Source organism: Arcticibacterium sp. (assembly GCF_055134445.1).
The window spans coordinates 37,905-54,202 of the sequence record NZ_JBSRVI010000034.1 but is presented as its reverse complement, the minus strand read 5'-3'; the positions used below and the strand labels follow the sequence as shown (position 1 = coordinate 54,202).

The following is a 16,298-nucleotide window of genomic DNA, read 5'->3' as shown; positions in this document are numbered from 1 at the left end:
TCTATTCATAAGTTGTGGTAGTCAATAAGTCCCATAATTTATTTTACATGGGTCTTATTGACTTATTAAGGATTAAAAGCAAGTGCTGCTATTACTCATCTTCTTCGCTTTTTGCTTCCCACAACTCGGGCATTGCAGTTGAAAGAAGGTTATACCACTGAATTATTTTTTTAATATCTGAAGAGTAAACTCTGTCTTTATCGAAATCGGGCATGACTACTGCAAAAAACTTGAAAAAGTCTTCCGGTGTTGAGTTTTTTACATCAAAATCAATTTTTGCTCCGTTTTGCTCACGAATGGTTGTGAATATTTCAGACAGCGGGGTTGATTTCTCAAACTCTTCACAGTAAATAGAAATATCTTTTAAAACAGATACTTTAGCATTTACATTAACAATCTCCCTTTTTTTATTACCGTCCATGCTCTCCACTATTACACCGGAGCGTCCTGGTTTAATAATCTTAAATAATCCTGGTCTTCCAGAAATATGTGCTACATCTTGTAAAGCCTCCATTTTATTGTTTTTCTAAATTTGACTGCAAAAGTAAGAATTTTAAACTTTCGCAATTATCATGTATTCCTAAGATTTTTAAAAAGCGTCCTACTAAAGATCTCCTTCCGTCGGTCTAATGATGATTTCTTCAACGACCGCAGACGGTGAAAGATTGTAGGCAGACCATATAGATTCCGCTATATCGGTAGCTGCTATAAACCTTGATTCAGGCATATCTGAACCTTCCCAACTGCTGGTATAGGTGGCTCCAGGCATCACTGCAGTTACCTTTATCTTTTCAGGGATAAGTTCAGCCCGTAATGACTTGGTGAAACCCAGAAGGGCAAACTTAGAAATGGTATAAGAACCAGAGCCTGGATAGGCTTGAAGGCTGGCTATAGAGCAAATATTGAAAATATGGGCGTTTTCGGTTTTTCGAATGGTGTCTATCAATCCCCTAGTGGTATGGTAAGCAGAATAGAGGTTGGTGTTTATTTGACTTTCCAAAGAACCTTCTTCTTCATCCATTAGCGTACCTTGGATAAATACGCCGGCATTATTTACGAGTATATGAATGGGTAAACCCAAGCCTTTAACATATTCCACGAAGGATGTTACCCCTTTTTTCTCACTTAAGTCGGCAGAAAAAGGGTGAACAGAAATATTATTTTCCGATTCCAACTTAATTTTGATTACTTCCAAATCCTCTTTATTTCTGGATGTGATAATAAGGTCAATGCCTTGTGAAGCGAATTTTTCAGCAATGGCTCTTCCAATTCCTTTAGAAGCACCAGTAATTACAGCAACTTTGTTCATGGTTCGGTTTTTGCACAAAACTAGTTGATATTGCATACCCAATCAATTTATTAAATTTGCGTAAGCTTAAAACATCCGCTAAATGCTTTCTATAGTTGGAAATTTTTTCCTTTTCCTCGGTAGTCTATTTATTAGACGGGAAACTTTTAAAGTTTACTGGGAGAGGTTTATTGACGAGTGTGTCAAAATTGGTATAAATTCTGTTTTTATTGTTTCTATTGTGGCCTTTTTTATAGGGGCGGTAACCTGTGTTCAGATTTATGCCAACCTTGTAAGCCCCTTTATTCCTAATTACATTGTGAGTAATGTGGTTAGAGATATGATGCTTTTAGAACTATCCTCCACCTTTATGTGTGTAGTTTTGGCAGGGAAGGTAGGATCTAATATTGCTGGTGAGCTAGGAACCATGAGGATTACGGAGCAGATAGACGCCCTTGAAGTGATGGGTATTAATGCTTCCTCTTATCTGGTACTGCCCAAAGTTTTAGCGGCTATGATTACTTTCCCTTTATTGGCCATTCTGTCGGATTTCCTTGGAATTTACGGCGGCTATTTGGCTGGTACCATGACAGGGATTTTGACACCTGAAGAATACATTTATGGTATTAGAACGTCATTTGTTCCCTATAATATTATCATTGCTTTAGTGAAATCCTTCGTTTTTGGATTTCTCATTACCACCATTTCTGCTTATAAAGGCTACCATACCAAAGGCGGTGCTTTAGAGGTGGGGCAAGCCAGCACCACCGCTGTTACAAATAGCTGTATAGCCATCTTGGTGGCAGATTATTTATTAGCAGAACTTTTAACCTGATAATTAGCCGTGATAGAAATAAAAAACATCTCTAAATCTTTTAATGGTCGTCAGATCCTTTACGGCGTAAGTGGAATCTTTGAAAAAGGAAAAACGAGTTTGGTTATAGGTGCTAGCGGAACAGGTAAAAGCGTTCTTCTTAAGTGTATGCTAGATTTAGTTAAACCGGAGGAAGGGCAAGTGCTGTATGACGGAAGAAGATTTTTGCTACAAGAAGAGGAGGATAAGAAGGATATTAGAAGAGATATGGGTGTTCTTTTTCAAGGAGGAGCCTTGTTTGACTCAAAAACCGTTTATCAGAATGTAGAATTTCCCTTAAAGATGTTAACTACAATGTCTGAGTCGGAAAAGAGGGATAGGGTAGAGTTTTGTTTGCAAAGAGTAGGATTGGAAGGTACTGGTAAATTAATGCCTTCTGAAGTTTCGGGGGGAATGAAAAAGAGGGTTGGTATAGCTAGAGCTATAGTTATGAATCCTAAATATCTTTTCTGCGATGAGCCCAATTCTGGTTTAGACCCGCTAACGGCCATAAAAATAGATGAGCTTATTAAGGAAATTACCGACGAGTATGAGATTACCACTGTGGTTATTACTCATGACATGAATTCGGTTCTTTCTATTGGTGATTATATCATGTTTCTTCACAAAGGCAAAAAACTTTGGGAAGGAAATAGCCAATCCATATTAACCACCCACATTCAAGAATTGGATGAATTTGTGTTCTCTAATCATGCTTTGAGGCAATTGAGAGGTTGATTGAGCTTAAATTTGAAAAGCTTCTTTGTGGTGAGGGATTTCAATATTCTTGAAACCTACATTTTCGAGCCTTGTTTTAAAGGCCGTTTGCTTTTCTATTTCACCATGAACAAGAAAAACCTTTTTAACTTTTGATGCATCTTGGCAGCCTAGGTAGCTTATCATTTCTTGGTAATCTGCATGAGCAGAAAATGAATCCATAACTTCCACATTGGCGTTTAGTTTAAAGGTATCGCCAAATATTCTTATCTCAGAAGCTTTAATTTTTATTTGATAGCCCAATGAGCTCGGAGAACAATATCCTACGATTAGAATGGTGTTATTAGGGTTCTCACAGTTGTTTTTGATGTGATGTTTTATCCTCCCTGCCTCTGCCATTCCAGAAGAAGATATGATAATACAAGGCTCTTTAGAATTATTGATGGCGATGGAGTCTTCTACTTTGGTGATATAGTTAAGGTTTTCAAATCCAAATGCGTCTCCGTCTCTTTTTATATAATCCAAGATTTCGGGATTGAACTCCTCTTCGTGCTTACGCATTACTAGCGTAGCTTTCACAGAAAGTGGACTATCTATATAAACAGGTATTCTAGGGAGTTTCCCCTCGTTTTCTAATACATCCAATGCGTAAATCAATTCCTGTGTTCTATCTACCGAGAAAGCAGGAATAATTAGCCTCCCTTTGTTCACTACACAAGTTTCTTTCACGACCCTTAAAAGGTGAGCTCTCATGTCAGGCTCGGGTTCGTGCAATTTATCACCATAAGTAGATTCAGAGATGATGTAGTCTGCCTGGGGAAAGGCCTCTGGTTCTCTTAAGATTTTATCGTTAGGCCTTCCTATATCTCCAGTGAAGAATAAGGACTTCATACGATTATCCTCAAGGAATTCTATATATATGCCAGCACTGCCAAGGATGTGACCTGATTCATAAAAGCTAAATGTTACACCAGGTTCTATTTCAAATTTAGTATGGTAGCCCTTAGTTTCCATTAGGTCAATAGCGTCTTGGGCATCCTTTTCACTATAAAGGGATTCTAGCAGTTCGTCACCTCTTTTTCTCCGTCTTTTATTAATTCTTCTTATATCTGTTTCTTGAATTCTTGCAGAATCCATGAGCATGATTTCGCAAAGGCTTTTGGTGGCATGCGTACAATATACCGTGCCTTTAAAACCATCTTTAATTAATTTTGGTAGTAAACCCGTATGGTCAATATGTGCATGAGAAAGAATAACGAAATCTAGTTCTTCGGGATTAAATCCGAAAGAAGAGTTCAATTCTGTTGTTCCAATACCCTGAAATAGTCCACAATCTAAAAGTATCTTAGTACCTGATATTGTGGTTAAAAGGTGCTTACTTCCCGTAACTCGTCTTGCGGCTCCAAAGAATTGAACTTTCATATTGATTAGGTTTTTTGAAGTGGAGTGTAATTATAAACTTGTAGGCAGGTAGATTTATGCTGCCCACAAGTTAGAATATAATTATCAATGCAAGAAATGTCTGACGCCAGTCATTACCATGGCTACACCGTTTTCGTTACAATAGTCTATAGACAACTGGTCGCGAATAGAGCCGCCAGGCTGAACCACTGCCGTAATTCCCGCTTTATGTCCAATTTCTACGCAGTCTGGAAAAGGGAAGAACGCTTCAGAAGCCATCACCGCTCCATTCAAGTCAAAACCAAATTGTTTCGCTTTATCAATGGCCTGATTAAGAGCGTCTACTCTAGAAGTTTGTCCTACACCACATGATAGCAATTGACCTTCTTTTGCGAGAACGACATTATTAGACTTTAAATGTTTGCAAATTTTCAATGCAAATTCTAAGGCCTTAATTTCAGCATCACTTGGTTTCTTTTCTGTAGCGGCATTGAAGTCTTTTGCCGACTCCATGGTCATGTCTTTGTCTTGCTCTAAAACACCGTTGAGTAAAGTTCTGAATTGCTTTTTAGCATTTTTAACTTCTTTTCTGATTAAAAGTCTTCTGTCTTTTTTCTTCGTCAGAATAGCTAGTGCGTCCTCATCAAATGAGGGAGCCACTAAAATCTCAAAAAACAATGGGTGCATGGATTCTGCCGTTGCTTTATCCACCGGAGCATTGGTAATGATGACACCTCCAAAAGCTGATACAGGGTCACAAGACAATGCATTCTCATAGGCTTGAAGAGCCGTAGGAGCTGTTGCCACACCACAAGCATTGTTATGCTTCATGATTACAAAGGTTAAATCTTCGAACTCGTCAATCAATCTAACCGCTGCGTCCGTATCTACTAAATTATTATACGATAATTCCTTTCCATGAATCTGGTCAAACATGGCATCTAAGTCACCATAAAAAGTAGAAGATTGGTGAGGATTTTCTCCGTATCTTAAAGTTTTGGTCTCGCCAGCTCTAAAGTTTCCTGCATCTTCCGCTCCGAAGAAATACCCGTGGATAGCTGAGTCATAATGGGAACTAACACCAAATGCTTTCATGGCGTAAGCCTTTCTGTCTTCTAAATCTGTTCCACAACCTTTATTAGAAAGGATATTAAAAACATCATCATATTGATTTCTGGAAGAAACGATGAGTACGTCTTGATAGTTTTTGGCTGCACCTCTTATGAGGGCAATTCCTCCAATGTCAATTTTCTCAATAATATCATCTTCTGAAGCACCAGAAGCTACCGTTTCTTCAAAAGGGTATAAATCAACTATGACTAAGTCAATGGCTGGGATTTCCATCTCTGCCGCTGTTTTTACATCGTCTTGGTTTTCTCTTCTATGAAGAATGCCGCCAAATACTTTAGGGTGTAAGGTTTTTACTCTGCCTCCAAAAATGGAAGGGTAAGAAGTAAGGTCTTCTACTGCGGTTACAGGAATTCCTAAATCTTCTATAAAACTTTGTGTTCCTCCTGTAGAGTAGATAGTGACATCGTTTTCATGCAAGAGTTTTGCAATCTTATCTAAACCGTCTTTGTAAAAAACAGAGATTAATGCCGATTGGATTTTCTTTGCCATTCTTTTAAGTAGTAAATTCTATGGGAAAATGAATTGCAAAAATAAAGGAAAAAGATAGACTATCATGTGGGTTTCTAAGAAGTTCAAGTTTTCTGACCTCAGGAAATTTTAAAATTTCAGTAATCTTACCTAAATTCCTTTTTAAATTTCCTTAAATATCTAATCAATGAAAAGAAGAAATTTTATTAAGTCTGGTGCCGCTGGTCTAACAGTAGGTGGTTTGCTGGCTTGTGAGACAGAAAAGACTGTGGTTCATAACTCGAATTCTAAGTCAGGGGTGCCCGTTTCAATTGCCACATGGGGGCCAAATGTAGACGCTGTAAATGCTGCAATGACGGCGATGGAAAATGGTGGAAGTTCATTGGATGGTGTAGAAAAAGGAGGAAATGTGCCAGAAGGAGATCCTAATGACATGAGTGTGGGTTATGGTGGAAGGCCAGATAGAGACGGTATAGTAACATTAGATGCATGTATCATGGATTACGAAATGAATGCCGGTTCGGTGGCTTTTCTTCAAGGAATAATGCATCCGCTATCAGTTGCAAGACGTGTGATGGAAAAAACACCTCATGTGATGCTCGTTGGAGAAGGGGCTTTGAAGTTTGCGAAAGAAGAAGGCTTTGCAGAAGAAGATATTTTAACAGATGAGGCCGAGAAACAATATAAGGAATGGTTGGAGACTGCGGATTACAAACCCGTGGCTAATATTGAAAGACATGACACTATTGGCATAATGGCTTTAGATAGCAACGCCAAAATAGCGGGAGCTTGTACGACCAGTGGGATGGCTTATAAATTACATGGTAGGGTTGGAGACTCTCCAATTATAGGTGCTGGTATGTACGTGGATGATGAGATAGGCGGAGCGGTAGCCACTGGGGTAGGTGAGCTTGTGATGAAAACTTGTGGTTCCTTTTTGATTGTGGAACTCATGCGTCAGGGAAGAACTCCTCAAGAAGCCTGCGAAGAGGGCGTAAAGAGAATAGCGAATAAATTGAAAGACTTTGAACAATTCCAAGTGGGTTTTTTAGCCATAGACAAGGCAGGTCATCACGGAGCTTATACCATTCAGAAGGGTTTTAATTATGCGATTAATCAAGGCGGAGAAACGAAGGTTTACGAAAGTGATTTTTTGGTTAAATCAGAGAATAGTTAATGTGGCTGAATTTTTGTTTAGCTTTGTTAAATCATCGTGCTTTAAAACACTAGAAATTTGACATTTAGAGAATTAGGATTAGACGAGAAACTACTGGAAGGGCTGGAAGCCATTGGCTTTGAAAATGCAACACCTATCCAAGAATTTGCCATTCCAAAAGTAATTGAGGGAAAGGATTTAATAGCTTGTGCCCAAACTGGTACAGGTAAAACAGCTGCGTTCATATTACCGGTTTTGCATAAGATAGCTCAATTGCCCGACGAGGAAAGGCATTTGAATACCTTGGTGATTACTCCTACTAGAGAATTGGCTATTCAAATAGATCAACAAGTAGAAGGTCTTTCTTATTTTACAGGAGTAAGTTCTATTCCAGTATATGGGGGAGGAGATGGAGATACATTCATTACCCAAAAGAGAGCTTTAGAGGCTGGAGCGGATTTGGTTATTGCAACACCAGGAAGGTTAATAGCCTTAATGAATTCCGACAAGGTTGATTTTGGAAAACTGCAACATTTGATTTTGGATGAGGCAGATCGTATGTTGGATATGGGTTTTTTAGGAGATATTCTTCGAATAAGTTCTCAACTACCTACGACTAGACAAACTTTGTTGTTTTCTGCAACAATGCCACCAGAGATTAGGAATTTAGCCAATAAGATTCTGAAAAAACCAGAGCAGATAAATATTGCTATCTCTAAACCTGCAAAAGGAATTAAGCAATTGGCTTATGTGGTTTACGATACTCAAAAATTGCCTTTGTTGACCCATCTTTTAAAAGATGAATCTTTCAAAAGTATTATTGTTTTCTCTTCTTCGAAAGACAATGTCAAGAATATTGAAAGGGAGTTGAATAAATTCAAGTTAGGAGCAAAAGGCTTTAGTTCTGATTTAGATCAGGCCGCTAGAGAGGATTTGATGAATCAGTTTAAAGCTGGTAAAGTCCGAGTTTTGGTGGGTACAGATATTATTTCAAGAGGTATAGATGTAACCGGAATAGATTTAGTAGTTAATTTTGATTGCCCACCAGACCCTGAGGATTATATCCATAGAATTGGTAGAACAGCAAGGGCAGGTTCGGCAGGAACAGCTGTTACTTTAATAAATCAAAAAGATCAGCGTAAGTTTTTTAGGATTGAGAGTCTTATTGGAGATGATATACCAAAGCAAGCTATCCCTGAAGAATTAGGAGCAGGTCCTGCATATGAGCCAGGGAAAAAGTCAAGTGACGGTGGTTTTAAGAAAAAGAAACCTTTTAAAAAGAATTTTAAAGGGAAGTCAAATTTTAAAGATCGTGGCCCTAAAAGGGAGGGAGATTCAAAACCTCAGTCTTAGTATTCTATTCAGAACCTCTATTTTAAAGTAGAGGTTTTTTTATGCCCAATTTGTAATTTTTTGACGCGTTGAACTTTTATTCTTCTGATAAAGTTATATGTATGTAATAACATACAATGTAAAGACAATTAATTATGAATACTTGGAATATTGATAACATGCACTCAGAAGTGCAATTCAAGGTAAGGCACCTTATGATTTCTACCGTTACTGGAGATTTTAAAGATTTTAGTGCAGAAGTGAAAACGGAAGGAGATACTTTTGAGAATGCAGAGATTGGCTTTTCTGCAAAAATAGATACTATTACTACAGGAAACGAAGACAGAGACAATCACTTGAAATCTGGAGATTTTTTCGATTCAGAGCGTTTTCCGGAACTAAAATTTGCTTCTAAGTCTTTTATTAAGACAAATTCCGAAGATTCGTTTAAACTACTAGGAGATTTGACCATTAAAGACGTGACTAAATCTGTGGAGTTGGATGTGGCATATGGTGGTAAAATGTTAGATTTTTATAATATTGAAAAAGCAGGTTTTGACATTTCAGGGAAGATTAGTCGTAAAGACTTTGGCTTGGGTTGGAATGGCGTAACTGAAGCCGGTGGAGTAGTGGTAGGAGACGAAATTAAGCTCCTATTAAATATCCAGCTGGTAAAAGGATAATTAGGTTTAAATTAAATGACAAAAATCCGCTCAGACTCACAGTAGTCTGGCGGATTTCTTGGTTCTTGGGTATTGCTTTTTTAAAAGCCTTTGCTATTTCCGCCATCTACAGGTAAAGAAACGGATGTAATGTATGCACTAGCATCCGAGGCAAAGAAAACGGCAGCGTTTCCAATGTCTTCAATTTGCCCCCAACGGTTCAAATGAATTTTATCAAAAGCTTTGTCTTTTCTGGCAGGGTCTGAGTTCATGGCGGTCAGCATCATATTGGTTTCTATGAAACCTGGAGCTATGGCATTTACTCTTACATTGTCTTTCCCGAATTCCGATGAGAAAGCCATAACTAGACCCTCTACGCCGCTCTTGGAGGCGGTATATGATACCACTCGGTCTATTCCGTAATAGGCAGACATACTCGAGATCATAATGATGGAGCCAGATTTTCTAGAAATCATTTTTTTTCCAACTTCACGTGTTAACACAAATACACCGTAAAGGTTCGTTTGTATGATACGGTCAAACTCCTTGTTCGTGACTTCTACAGCGGGTTTCTTTTGATTTACGCCTGCGTTATTGACTAAAATATCTAATGAGCCAATATTGGACTCTATGTTTTCTACTAATGTTGGCAAACTGTCTAAATCTGTGATGTCGTTGACGATGTACTTTACACTGTCTCCAAGTTTATCTGCTGTTTCTTTTAGGACATCTTCTCTGCGTCCCGTTATAACCACGCGTGCACCAGCTTTTATAAAGCACTCCGTAATGGCTAAGCCTATTCCTGTACCCCCGCCCGTAACTAAAGCTAACTTTCCTTTTAATGAAAATTTATTCATGTTTTTCTATCCTATCTTAAATGGTATACTCCTTCGATGTCTTTTACGTCTTCTAATGTTCTGTTTGGCTCTTCTAAACCCGCCGGTAATGGCTGTTGCGAAAACTGTTTGAAATACAAATAGCAGGAATCTCTCCACCAATAAGCTTCTCTCTGCTGTATGGCTAATCTACTTTTAACGTTTTCAAAAACTTCTTTATCAATCTCATTGCGTAAGCTTTCCCATTTACGCATAAGCACTTTAACGTCTTGCGGTCCTTGGTAATACCTTAGCATTAATTCTTCCCAAACCGTATTTCCAGTACTTAATTTATAATTCCATTCTAGGTGATGAAACCACATTAAATAATTCAAATCGCAGGTTTCTGGGCTGTTCCATTTTTTCTGAACACCCTGCTGATACAGGCTTAAGGCATTACTCATTTTGCCAGTCCTGTCAAAACCAATCCCTTGTTTATCTGCTCTATGATAATAGGTAGAAGTCCAGTCTGGTCTGCCACTTTTATCTAGCCAGGGTTGGGGGCCGTAATGATGCCCTTCTCCCATCATATGGTGTAGACCTAAGGGGTAGGTATATTTTATGTAGATAGGTAGGGATTCCATCATGATTCCTTCTACCTCATGAATAACTTTAGGATTATTGCTTAGTGTCATGGAAGCCCATTCTTTCGCAATTTGTTCTGAGCTGAGTTCGTGGTTCCAGGCCAGTCGCCCGAATGCATACCAGTTGGCTTGATTAAAAGGATGACCCGTGAAATTGGCATCCGAGCCTGTATTGGCCACACCAGCCATAAGGGTTATTGGATGCTTATAAAGGCTTCCGTCTACTACTTTTGCTACCGTAGAACCTTCGCCTTGGGCGTAAGTATCGGAACTTAGGGTCTCCTGAAACATCGGAGCCAGATAGGTTAAATGCGTAGATTGACCTAGATATTCCTGCGTAATCTGAAATTCCATAGCCAAAGGAGTCTTCGGAAAAGCACCAAACATTGGATGGAACGGCTCTCGGGGCATAAAGTCAATCGGGCCGTTTTTCACCTGAACTATGACTTTTTCGTCGAACAGTCCATCCAAAGGTTTAAACTGTTTGAAAGCTTCTTCAAATCTATCTCCGTTAATGTCGGCATTATAAACGAACGCTCTCCATATCACAATTCCGTCTCTATTTTCCAGGGCTTTGGCCAGCATATTGGCTCCATCAGCATGTGTTCGTCCGTAATCTTGTGGTCCAGGTTCTCCTTCAGAATTCGCCTTAACTAAATAGCCTCCAAAATCTGGGATATAAGAATGAATTTCATCTGTTTTCTCTTGCCACCATTCCTGAACTTTCGGGTCCAAAGGGTCTGATGTTTCTAGTCCGCCAAGTGTTTTTGGAGAACGGAAGTTTACAGAAATAAAGACTTTGATACCATAAGGACGTAAAACGTCCGCCACTCCTTTTGCTTTACGTAAATATTCTGGGGTGAGAAACTTGGAACTGGCGTTAACATTATTAATAGCGGCGGCATTTATCCCGATTGATGCGTTTGCTCGTGCATACTGAATTATTCTTGGGTCTATAACCTCTGGAAGCTCTGTCCATTTCCAAATGGAAGAGCCGGCGTAGCCTCTTTCTACGGTTCCATTGGCATTGTCCCAATGGTTAAGCATTCTAATGTTAATCTTAGGCTTTTCGGTCAAATCGAAAGTCAAAGATTCTAAAGTTTGAATTCTCCTTATTACAGCAAAGGTACCATAGAGGGCACCGAGGTCATTCTGTGCTTCCACTTTAATTCCTGAATTGTTTCCAGAAATATGAAAACCGTCTCCTAAATCTAAATTTCTATCAATAGATATGGTAATGGCGTTTTTCGAAGATTCATTTTTCCCATTAGCAATGGGTGTATCAGCTCCTAGGAGTCCTTTTAAAGCAAACTGTAATTCCTTTGCAGCCAGTTGTGTTCTTTCTGTGTCCTGGTGTAAAACTATTTTTTTATACGTTTTGAGGTAGGCTTTTCTCGCTGATGCGTCTTGAATTAAGTCGTACTTTAGCCAGAGGCGAGAGCCGTCATCGGCAAAGGAAATGTAGGAGATTAAGCAGAGTAACAGAATGAATTTTTTCATAATATGTAGGAAATGGAGCTGAATTATGATGAGATAAAGAGGCTGTTTCGGGTGCAAAATCAACCTTTATGCAGTTTTATAGGCATAGTTTATCAATTACTACCCGAGGGTAGTAATTGATGACTTTTATCTTATTTAGAAGATCGTTTTGTCTACTTTACTTAAAGTAAAGTCTATGCTTTATCGAGTTGCCTGTTAATGGCAAGCTCCATTCCTCTTAGTTCAGCGAGTCCTTTTAGCCTGCCCATATAAGAGTAACCAGGGTAGTATTTTCTATCTGAATCACTCCAAAAGTGATGTCCATGATCTGGTCGCATCGGAATTTCTGTTACTTTTTCATCCGCAGATTTTCGTCTTCTTTCCTCTTTAAGAATGGCCTCAATAACTTCATAAAAGTCAACATCACCATTTAAATGTTGTGCTTCATGAAAGTTTTTAGAACCTGCTTCTCTTTGCGTAGTTCTTAAATGAAGGAAGTGAATTCTATTACCAAATTGTTCTATGATACTCACTAGATCATTGTCTGCTCTTACGCCCAAAGAACCCGTACAGAAAGTAAGTCCATTGGCAGGATGATCATAAGCAGCCATTAACTGCTCAATATCTTTTTGACAAGAAAGAACTCGAGGTAAACCAATTAAAGGTTTTGGTGGGTCATCTGGATGAATGCATAAATTGACACCAACTTGCTCGGCAATTGGACCTACTTGCTGCATGAAATAATAAAGGTTTTCTCGTAATTCTTTATCACCAATATGCTTGTATTCGTCTAAAAGTTTTTGGAAAGACTCTACCGTAAAGGCGTCATCAGAGCCAGGAAGTCCTTGAAGAATGGCTTCTTTTAAAGTTTTGATATCCTCTGCTGACATGGCGTCAAATCTTTCTTTCGCCTGAAGCCTTGTTTCTTCGTCATAGTCTTGCTCAGCTCCTTTTCTCTTTAAAATGAAGAGATCGAATGCTGCAAAATCTACATGAACAAAACGTAAAGCATAAGAACCATCTGGCATTTGATAGGCTAACTGCGTTCTAGACCAATCTAAAACGGGCATAAAATTATAGCAAACCGTGGTAATACCGCAACTAGCCAAATTTTTAAGCGAAGCCTTATAGTTTTCTATATATTTTTCTCTGCCAGGGATACCCTTTTTGATGTCTTCATGAACAGGAAGACTTTCTACGACATCCCAAGTTAGCTTTGAAAACTTGTCATTGTCTTTCTGAATAATATCAATGCGTTCTTGGATATCTTTCTTCGTCCAGATTTCGCCTACGGCTATTTGATGTAATGAATTGACAACACCAGTACAACCAGCCTGTCTTAGATCCATTAAAGTGACCCCGTCGTTTGGGCCGTACCATCTCATGGTATGTTTCATTGTATTATTTTCAATTTAAATTTAGTCCCTTATATCCCTCTGCCAATCTTTCAAATGGTTTGGAAACCATTCTTCAATTATTTAAGGCTAAGAAAAAGCAAATTTATTTTAAAGGATTGAATATTTCAGCTTGAAATATACGGAAATTTATTAAATTTCAACCGATTGCATTTTCTAAATTTCCACTTTTGGGAAATATATTATCACTATTTTTGAATCTATAACAAGCATTAATATATGCAAAAAGAAGTTACTATCTACGACATCGCTGATCAATTGAACATTTCTGCTTCTACGGTGAGTAGAGCCCTGAACGATCATCCAGCCATTAACGAAAGAACCAAAAGTAAAATAAACTTAGCGGCAAAAGAAATGGGTTACAGGTCTAACCTTTTTGCTAAAAACTTGAGGGCTAAATCTACGATGACTTTAGGGGTTATGGTGCCCAAGCTAGATTCATATTTTCTGGCAACAGTACTGGCAGGAATGGAGAAGGCCGCTAATCATTCTGGATATAATTTACTGATTACACAGTCACTAGAGAACCAGCAAAAGGAGATAGCCAATGCTAAAACGATGTTTGATTCTAGGGTAGATGGTCTGCTGGTATCAACGCTACTCGGAATAGATAATATTGCTCATTTTGAGCCATTTCTAAAAAAAGGTATTCCCACTTTGTTTTTTGACCGGGTGCTGGATATAAAGAATGTACCCAAAATTGTCATTGATAATTTTCAGGCAGGATATGAAGCAACTATGCACTTAATAGAGCAAGGATGCACAAGAATCAGTCACATTACGGGAGATTTGGATTGGAACGTTTACCAGGATAGATATAAAGGTTACCTAAAGGCATTAGTGGATTCTAACTTGTCTTTTTCTGAAAAAATGCTCTTTGTAACCGATCTTAGCCTAGATGCCAGTTATGAAGTGAGTCAACATATTGCAGAATTAGATGAAAAACCAGACGGGATTTTTGTGACTAACGACACCTGTGCGGCTTCCCTTATGGTATCTTTGAAAAAGGAGGGAATAAGAGTTCCTGGAGAAATTGCTATTATAGGTTTTAATGACGACCCTATAAGTAGAATCGTAGAGCCCAAATTATCAACTATTCATTACCCTGGAGAGGAAATGGGTGAGTTGGCGGCCAACAGTTTAATAGCACATCTTAATGGTAATATGGACGTTCAGATGACCAACACTATAGTGTTAAGACATGAGCTTATAAAGCGTGGCTCCACTATGAGAGAAGCAAACTAGAGTCTCCATAGCTGAGGAATCTAAAGTCATTTTGTAAGGCAAATTCGTATATTTCTTTCCATTCTTCTCCTATAAGTGCCGAAATAAGAAGTAAGAGCGTTGATTTAGGTTGATGGAAATTCGTAATAATTCCTTTACAAATCTTAAAATGATAACCCGGAAAGATGTAAATCTCAGTATCGCCTACTAAAGTTTCAAGGTTATTGCTTTCCATATAGCTTATAATAGCCTGAATGGAAACTAGGCTTGAAGGTAATTCTTCAGGTAAGTTCTGATATGGATATAACTTTTCAATAAAGAATGGGACTTCCCCTGCTGGATTTTTATAAACTTTTACGCCGTACCAATATAGGCTCTCCAAAGAACGCATAGATGTGGTGCCCACAGGAATAACAGGACCTTCTGTTTTTAAGAGGCATTCCAAGAATGTCTTTGTGAAGACAATTTGCTCGGAGTGCATGTGATGTTCTAGTGCATTTTCAGTTTTTACAGGCTGGAAAGTTCCTGCACCCACATGAAGCGTGATAAAAGAGGTTTGTATTTCTTTTTCCTTTAATTTTTCGAATATGCTTTCCGTAAAATGAAGGCCAGCTGTAGGGGCAGCCACTGCTCCGTCCCATTCAGAGTACACAGTTTGATAAGTTTCTTTATCTATCTCTTCTGTTGCTCTATTGAGGTAAGGAGGAAGGGGGATTTGACCAAAAATCTTTACCAACTCAGCAAAACTTATATTGCCCGTCCAGTCAAAAGCAACTGTGTTTTCTTCCTTATTGAATAGAGTGGCTTTGACAATAACTTGTAAAGAATCTGAAACAGGGATAGACAATTCTAAAATCTCATCTTTCCATTTCTTTTTATTGCCAATCATACATTTCCAGGTCGCTGAATCTGTTGATTCCATGACCTGAGAAATAACTCTGCTGGGTTGAACGGGTTCTAATAGAAAAATTTCAATGAGTGCTCCAGTTTTTTTTCTAAAAAATAACCGTGCAGGAATCACCTTGGTGTTATTAAACACCAGGTGTGCCTTAAGTGGAAGTTCGTTTGGAAGAGACTTAAACCCTTCATCCTTCACTTTCCCTTCTTTGAAAACCAATAACTTGGATGAGTCCCGCGGACTCAAAGGATATTTCGCTATCCTATCGTCAGGAAGTGGGTAGTTATAGTCTTCTATTTTTATTTCGGACGGTACTTTCAATTTTGAACAGGCTTCGAAAAAAGGATTTTTATGGGCACAGAAAAAAGAATACCCATAAGTATAACAGCTCCAATAACTAGGAACCAGCTGTAATCTCTGTTGAGATTTTGCGAAGGATCTCTATTGATTTGCATAAGACCCATTAATACAAAAACTAAATAGGTGTTTACAAAGGCAAGAATGGCATTAAACCATGCAGAGATAAGAGTTTTTAATTCCGTCTCTTGGGCTGACCAGCTACTGTTAGGTATGATTTTTTGCAAATTTATTTTTTCAAAAGATGACTTTACAACCCCAAAAAGAAGGTTCAAGCCAACAATCAAGGCAACTGAAATATAAAAGAAACTTTGTTTATCTATAAAGCCGATAGGTCGGCCTATGTCATTATGCTTAAAAGCAATAGACTCTGGAAGGCCAACATAGCAGTAAAGTAAAAGACCTAGCAAAAAGATAAAAGCAGCTCTTTTCCAATAATTAAATATAACGTTATACAT

15 protein-coding genes are annotated in these 16,298 nt (G+C 38.4%); 6 read left to right on the top strand and 9 right to left on the bottom strand.

Annotated features, from left to right (window positions below):
• Nucleotides 1-91: 91 nt before the first annotated feature.
• A complete protein-coding gene (locus ACTBZY_RS04215; protein ID WP_463045087.1) occupies nt 92-514 on the bottom strand; it encodes a DUF5606 family protein in 423 nt (140 codons plus the stop codon).
• A gap of 90 nt (nt 515-604) precedes the next feature.
• Complete coding sequence (locus tag ACTBZY_RS04210) at nt 605-1,309, bottom strand: SDR family oxidoreductase (protein WP_463045086.1); 705 nt, start codon at nt 1,307-1,309, stop codon at nt 605-607.
• 82 nt (nt 1,310-1,391) lie between these two features.
• Between ACTBZY_RS04210 and ACTBZY_RS04205 the strand changes: the two genes are divergently transcribed.
• Nucleotides 1,392-2,123: an MlaE family ABC transporter permease gene (locus ACTBZY_RS04205; protein ID WP_463045085.1), complete on the top strand. Its 732-nt coding sequence runs from the start codon at nt 1,392-1,394 to the stop codon at nt 2,121-2,123.
• A gap of 9 nt (nt 2,124-2,132) precedes the next feature.
• The gene (locus ACTBZY_RS04200) at nt 2,133-2,879 is read left to right on the top strand and encodes an ABC transporter ATP-binding protein (RefSeq protein ID WP_463045084.1); all 747 of its coding nucleotides are present in this window, start codon (nt 2,133-2,135) and stop codon (nt 2,877-2,879) included.
• Nucleotides 2,880-2,885: 6 nt separating this feature from the next.
• On the opposite strand, the gene ACTBZY_RS04195 is transcribed toward ACTBZY_RS04200, so the two are convergent.
• Both ACTBZY_RS04195 and purH read right to left on the bottom strand, forming a co-directional pair.
• Nucleotides 2,886-4,280, bottom strand: a complete 1,395-nt coding sequence (locus ACTBZY_RS04195; RefSeq protein WP_463045083.1) for an MBL fold metallo-hydrolase RNA specificity domain-containing protein — start codon at nt 4,278-4,280, stop codon at nt 2,886-2,888.
• Between the two features lie 84 nt (nt 4,281-4,364).
• Entirely contained in the window at nt 4,365-5,879 is a 1,515-nt protein-coding gene (gene purH, locus ACTBZY_RS04190; protein WP_463045082.1) for a bifunctional phosphoribosylaminoimidazolecarboxamide formyltransferase/IMP cyclohydrolase, read from the bottom strand.
• Nucleotides 5,880-6,045: 166 nt separating this feature from the next.
• Here purH and ACTBZY_RS04185 point away from each other — a divergent pair, with 166 nt between their 5' ends.
• The 3 genes from ACTBZY_RS04185 to ACTBZY_RS04175 all read left to right on the top strand — a co-directional run bounded on the left by ACTBZY_RS04185 (nt 6,046) and on the right by ACTBZY_RS04175 (nt 9,029).
• Nucleotides 6,046-7,035, top strand: coding sequence for a N(4)-(beta-N-acetylglucosaminyl)-L-asparaginase (locus tag ACTBZY_RS04185; RefSeq protein ID WP_463045081.1), 990 nt, complete (start codon nt 6,046-6,048; stop codon nt 7,033-7,035).
• Between the two features lie 57 nt (nt 7,036-7,092).
• Nucleotides 7,093-8,367, top strand: a complete 1,275-nt coding sequence (locus ACTBZY_RS04180; protein WP_463045080.1) for a DEAD/DEAH box helicase — start codon at nt 7,093-7,095, stop codon at nt 8,365-8,367.
• A 134-nt stretch (nt 8,368-8,501) separates the two neighbouring features.
• Complete coding sequence (locus ACTBZY_RS04175; protein WP_463045079.1) at nt 8,502-9,029, top strand: YceI family protein; 528 nt, start codon at nt 8,502-8,504, stop codon at nt 9,027-9,029.
• A gap of 80 nt (nt 9,030-9,109) precedes the next feature.
• Here the strand turns inward: ACTBZY_RS04175 and ACTBZY_RS04170 are convergent, their stop codons facing one another.
• The 3 genes from ACTBZY_RS04170 to uxuA all read right to left on the bottom strand — a co-directional run bounded on the left by ACTBZY_RS04170 (nt 9,110) and on the right by uxuA (nt 13,343).
• Entirely contained in the window at nt 9,110-9,865 is a 756-nt protein-coding gene (locus ACTBZY_RS04170; RefSeq protein ID WP_463045078.1) for an SDR family NAD(P)-dependent oxidoreductase, read from the bottom strand.
• A gap of 11 nt (nt 9,866-9,876) precedes the next feature.
• Nucleotides 9,877-11,967 carry an alpha-glucuronidase family glycosyl hydrolase gene (locus ACTBZY_RS04165; RefSeq protein ID WP_463045077.1) on the bottom strand — a complete coding sequence of 697 codons (2,091 nt, stop codon included), beginning with the start codon at nt 11,965-11,967 and terminating at the stop codon, nt 9,877-9,879.
• A 173-nt stretch (nt 11,968-12,140) separates the two neighbouring features.
• Entirely contained in the window at nt 12,141-13,343 is a 1,203-nt protein-coding gene (uxuA, locus tag ACTBZY_RS04160; RefSeq protein ID WP_463045076.1) for a mannonate dehydratase, read from the bottom strand.
• Between the two features lie 237 nt (nt 13,344-13,580).
• Here uxuA and ACTBZY_RS04155 point away from each other — a divergent pair, with 237 nt between their 5' ends.
• Complete coding sequence (locus ACTBZY_RS04155; protein WP_463045075.1) at nt 13,581-14,606, top strand: LacI family DNA-binding transcriptional regulator; 1,026 nt, start codon at nt 13,581-13,583, stop codon at nt 14,604-14,606.
• Here the strand turns inward: ACTBZY_RS04155 and ACTBZY_RS04150 are convergent.
• Both ACTBZY_RS04150 and ACTBZY_RS04145 read right to left on the bottom strand, forming a co-directional pair.
• Nucleotides 14,587-15,804, bottom strand: a complete 1,218-nt coding sequence (locus ACTBZY_RS04150; RefSeq protein ID WP_463045074.1) for an S-adenosylmethionine:tRNA ribosyltransferase-isomerase — start codon at nt 15,802-15,804, stop codon at nt 14,587-14,589. The genes ACTBZY_RS04155 and ACTBZY_RS04150 overlap by 20 nt on opposite strands.
• Nucleotides 15,801-16,298, bottom strand: coding sequence for a hypothetical protein (locus ACTBZY_RS04145; RefSeq protein ID WP_463045073.1), 498 nt, complete (start codon nt 16,296-16,298; stop codon nt 15,801-15,803). The genes ACTBZY_RS04150 and ACTBZY_RS04145 overlap by 4 nt, the downstream gene beginning before the upstream one ends.

Excerpts from the sequence above, each read along its gene's own strand:
- ACTBZY_RS04165 (WP_463045077.1), bottom strand. The coding sequence starts at position 11,967 with ATGAAAAAATTCATTCTGTTACTCTGCTTAATCTCCTACATTTCCTTT.
- ACTBZY_RS04195 (WP_463045083.1), bottom strand. The coding sequence starts at position 4,280 with ATGAAAGTTCAATTCTTTGGAGCCGCAAGACGAGTTACGGGAAGTAAG.
- ACTBZY_RS04185 (WP_463045081.1), top strand. The coding sequence starts at position 6,046 with ATGAAAAGAAGAAATTTTATTAAGTCTGGTGCCGCTGGTCTAACAGTA.
- ACTBZY_RS04215 (WP_463045087.1), bottom strand. The coding sequence starts at position 514 with ATGGAGGCTTTACAAGATGTAGCACATATTTCTGGAAGACCAGGATTA.
- ACTBZY_RS04210 (WP_463045086.1), bottom strand. The coding sequence starts at position 1,309 with ATGAACAAAGTTGCTGTAATTACTGGTGCTTCTAAAGGAATTGGAAGA.
- purH (WP_463045082.1), bottom strand. The coding sequence starts at position 5,879 with ATGGCAAAGAAAATCCAATCGGCATTAATCTCTGTTTTTTACAAAGAC.
- ACTBZY_RS04145 (WP_463045073.1), bottom strand. The coding sequence starts at position 16,298 with ATGTATAACGTTATATTTAATTATTGGAAAAGAGCTGCTTTTATCTTT.
- ACTBZY_RS04205 (WP_463045085.1), top strand. The coding sequence starts at position 1,392 with ATGCTTTCTATAGTTGGAAATTTTTTCCTTTTCCTCGGTAGTCTATTT.
- uxuA (WP_463045076.1), bottom strand. The coding sequence starts at position 13,343 with ATGAAACATACCATGAGATGGTACGGCCCAAACGACGGGGTCACTTTA.
- ACTBZY_RS04175 (WP_463045079.1), top strand. The coding sequence starts at position 8,502 with ATGAATACTTGGAATATTGATAACATGCACTCAGAAGTGCAATTCAAG.
- ACTBZY_RS04170 (WP_463045078.1), bottom strand. The coding sequence starts at position 9,865 with ATGAATAAATTTTCATTAAAAGGAAAGTTAGCTTTAGTTACGGGCGGG.
- ACTBZY_RS04155 (WP_463045075.1), top strand. The coding sequence starts at position 13,581 with ATGCAAAAAGAAGTTACTATCTACGACATCGCTGATCAATTGAACATT.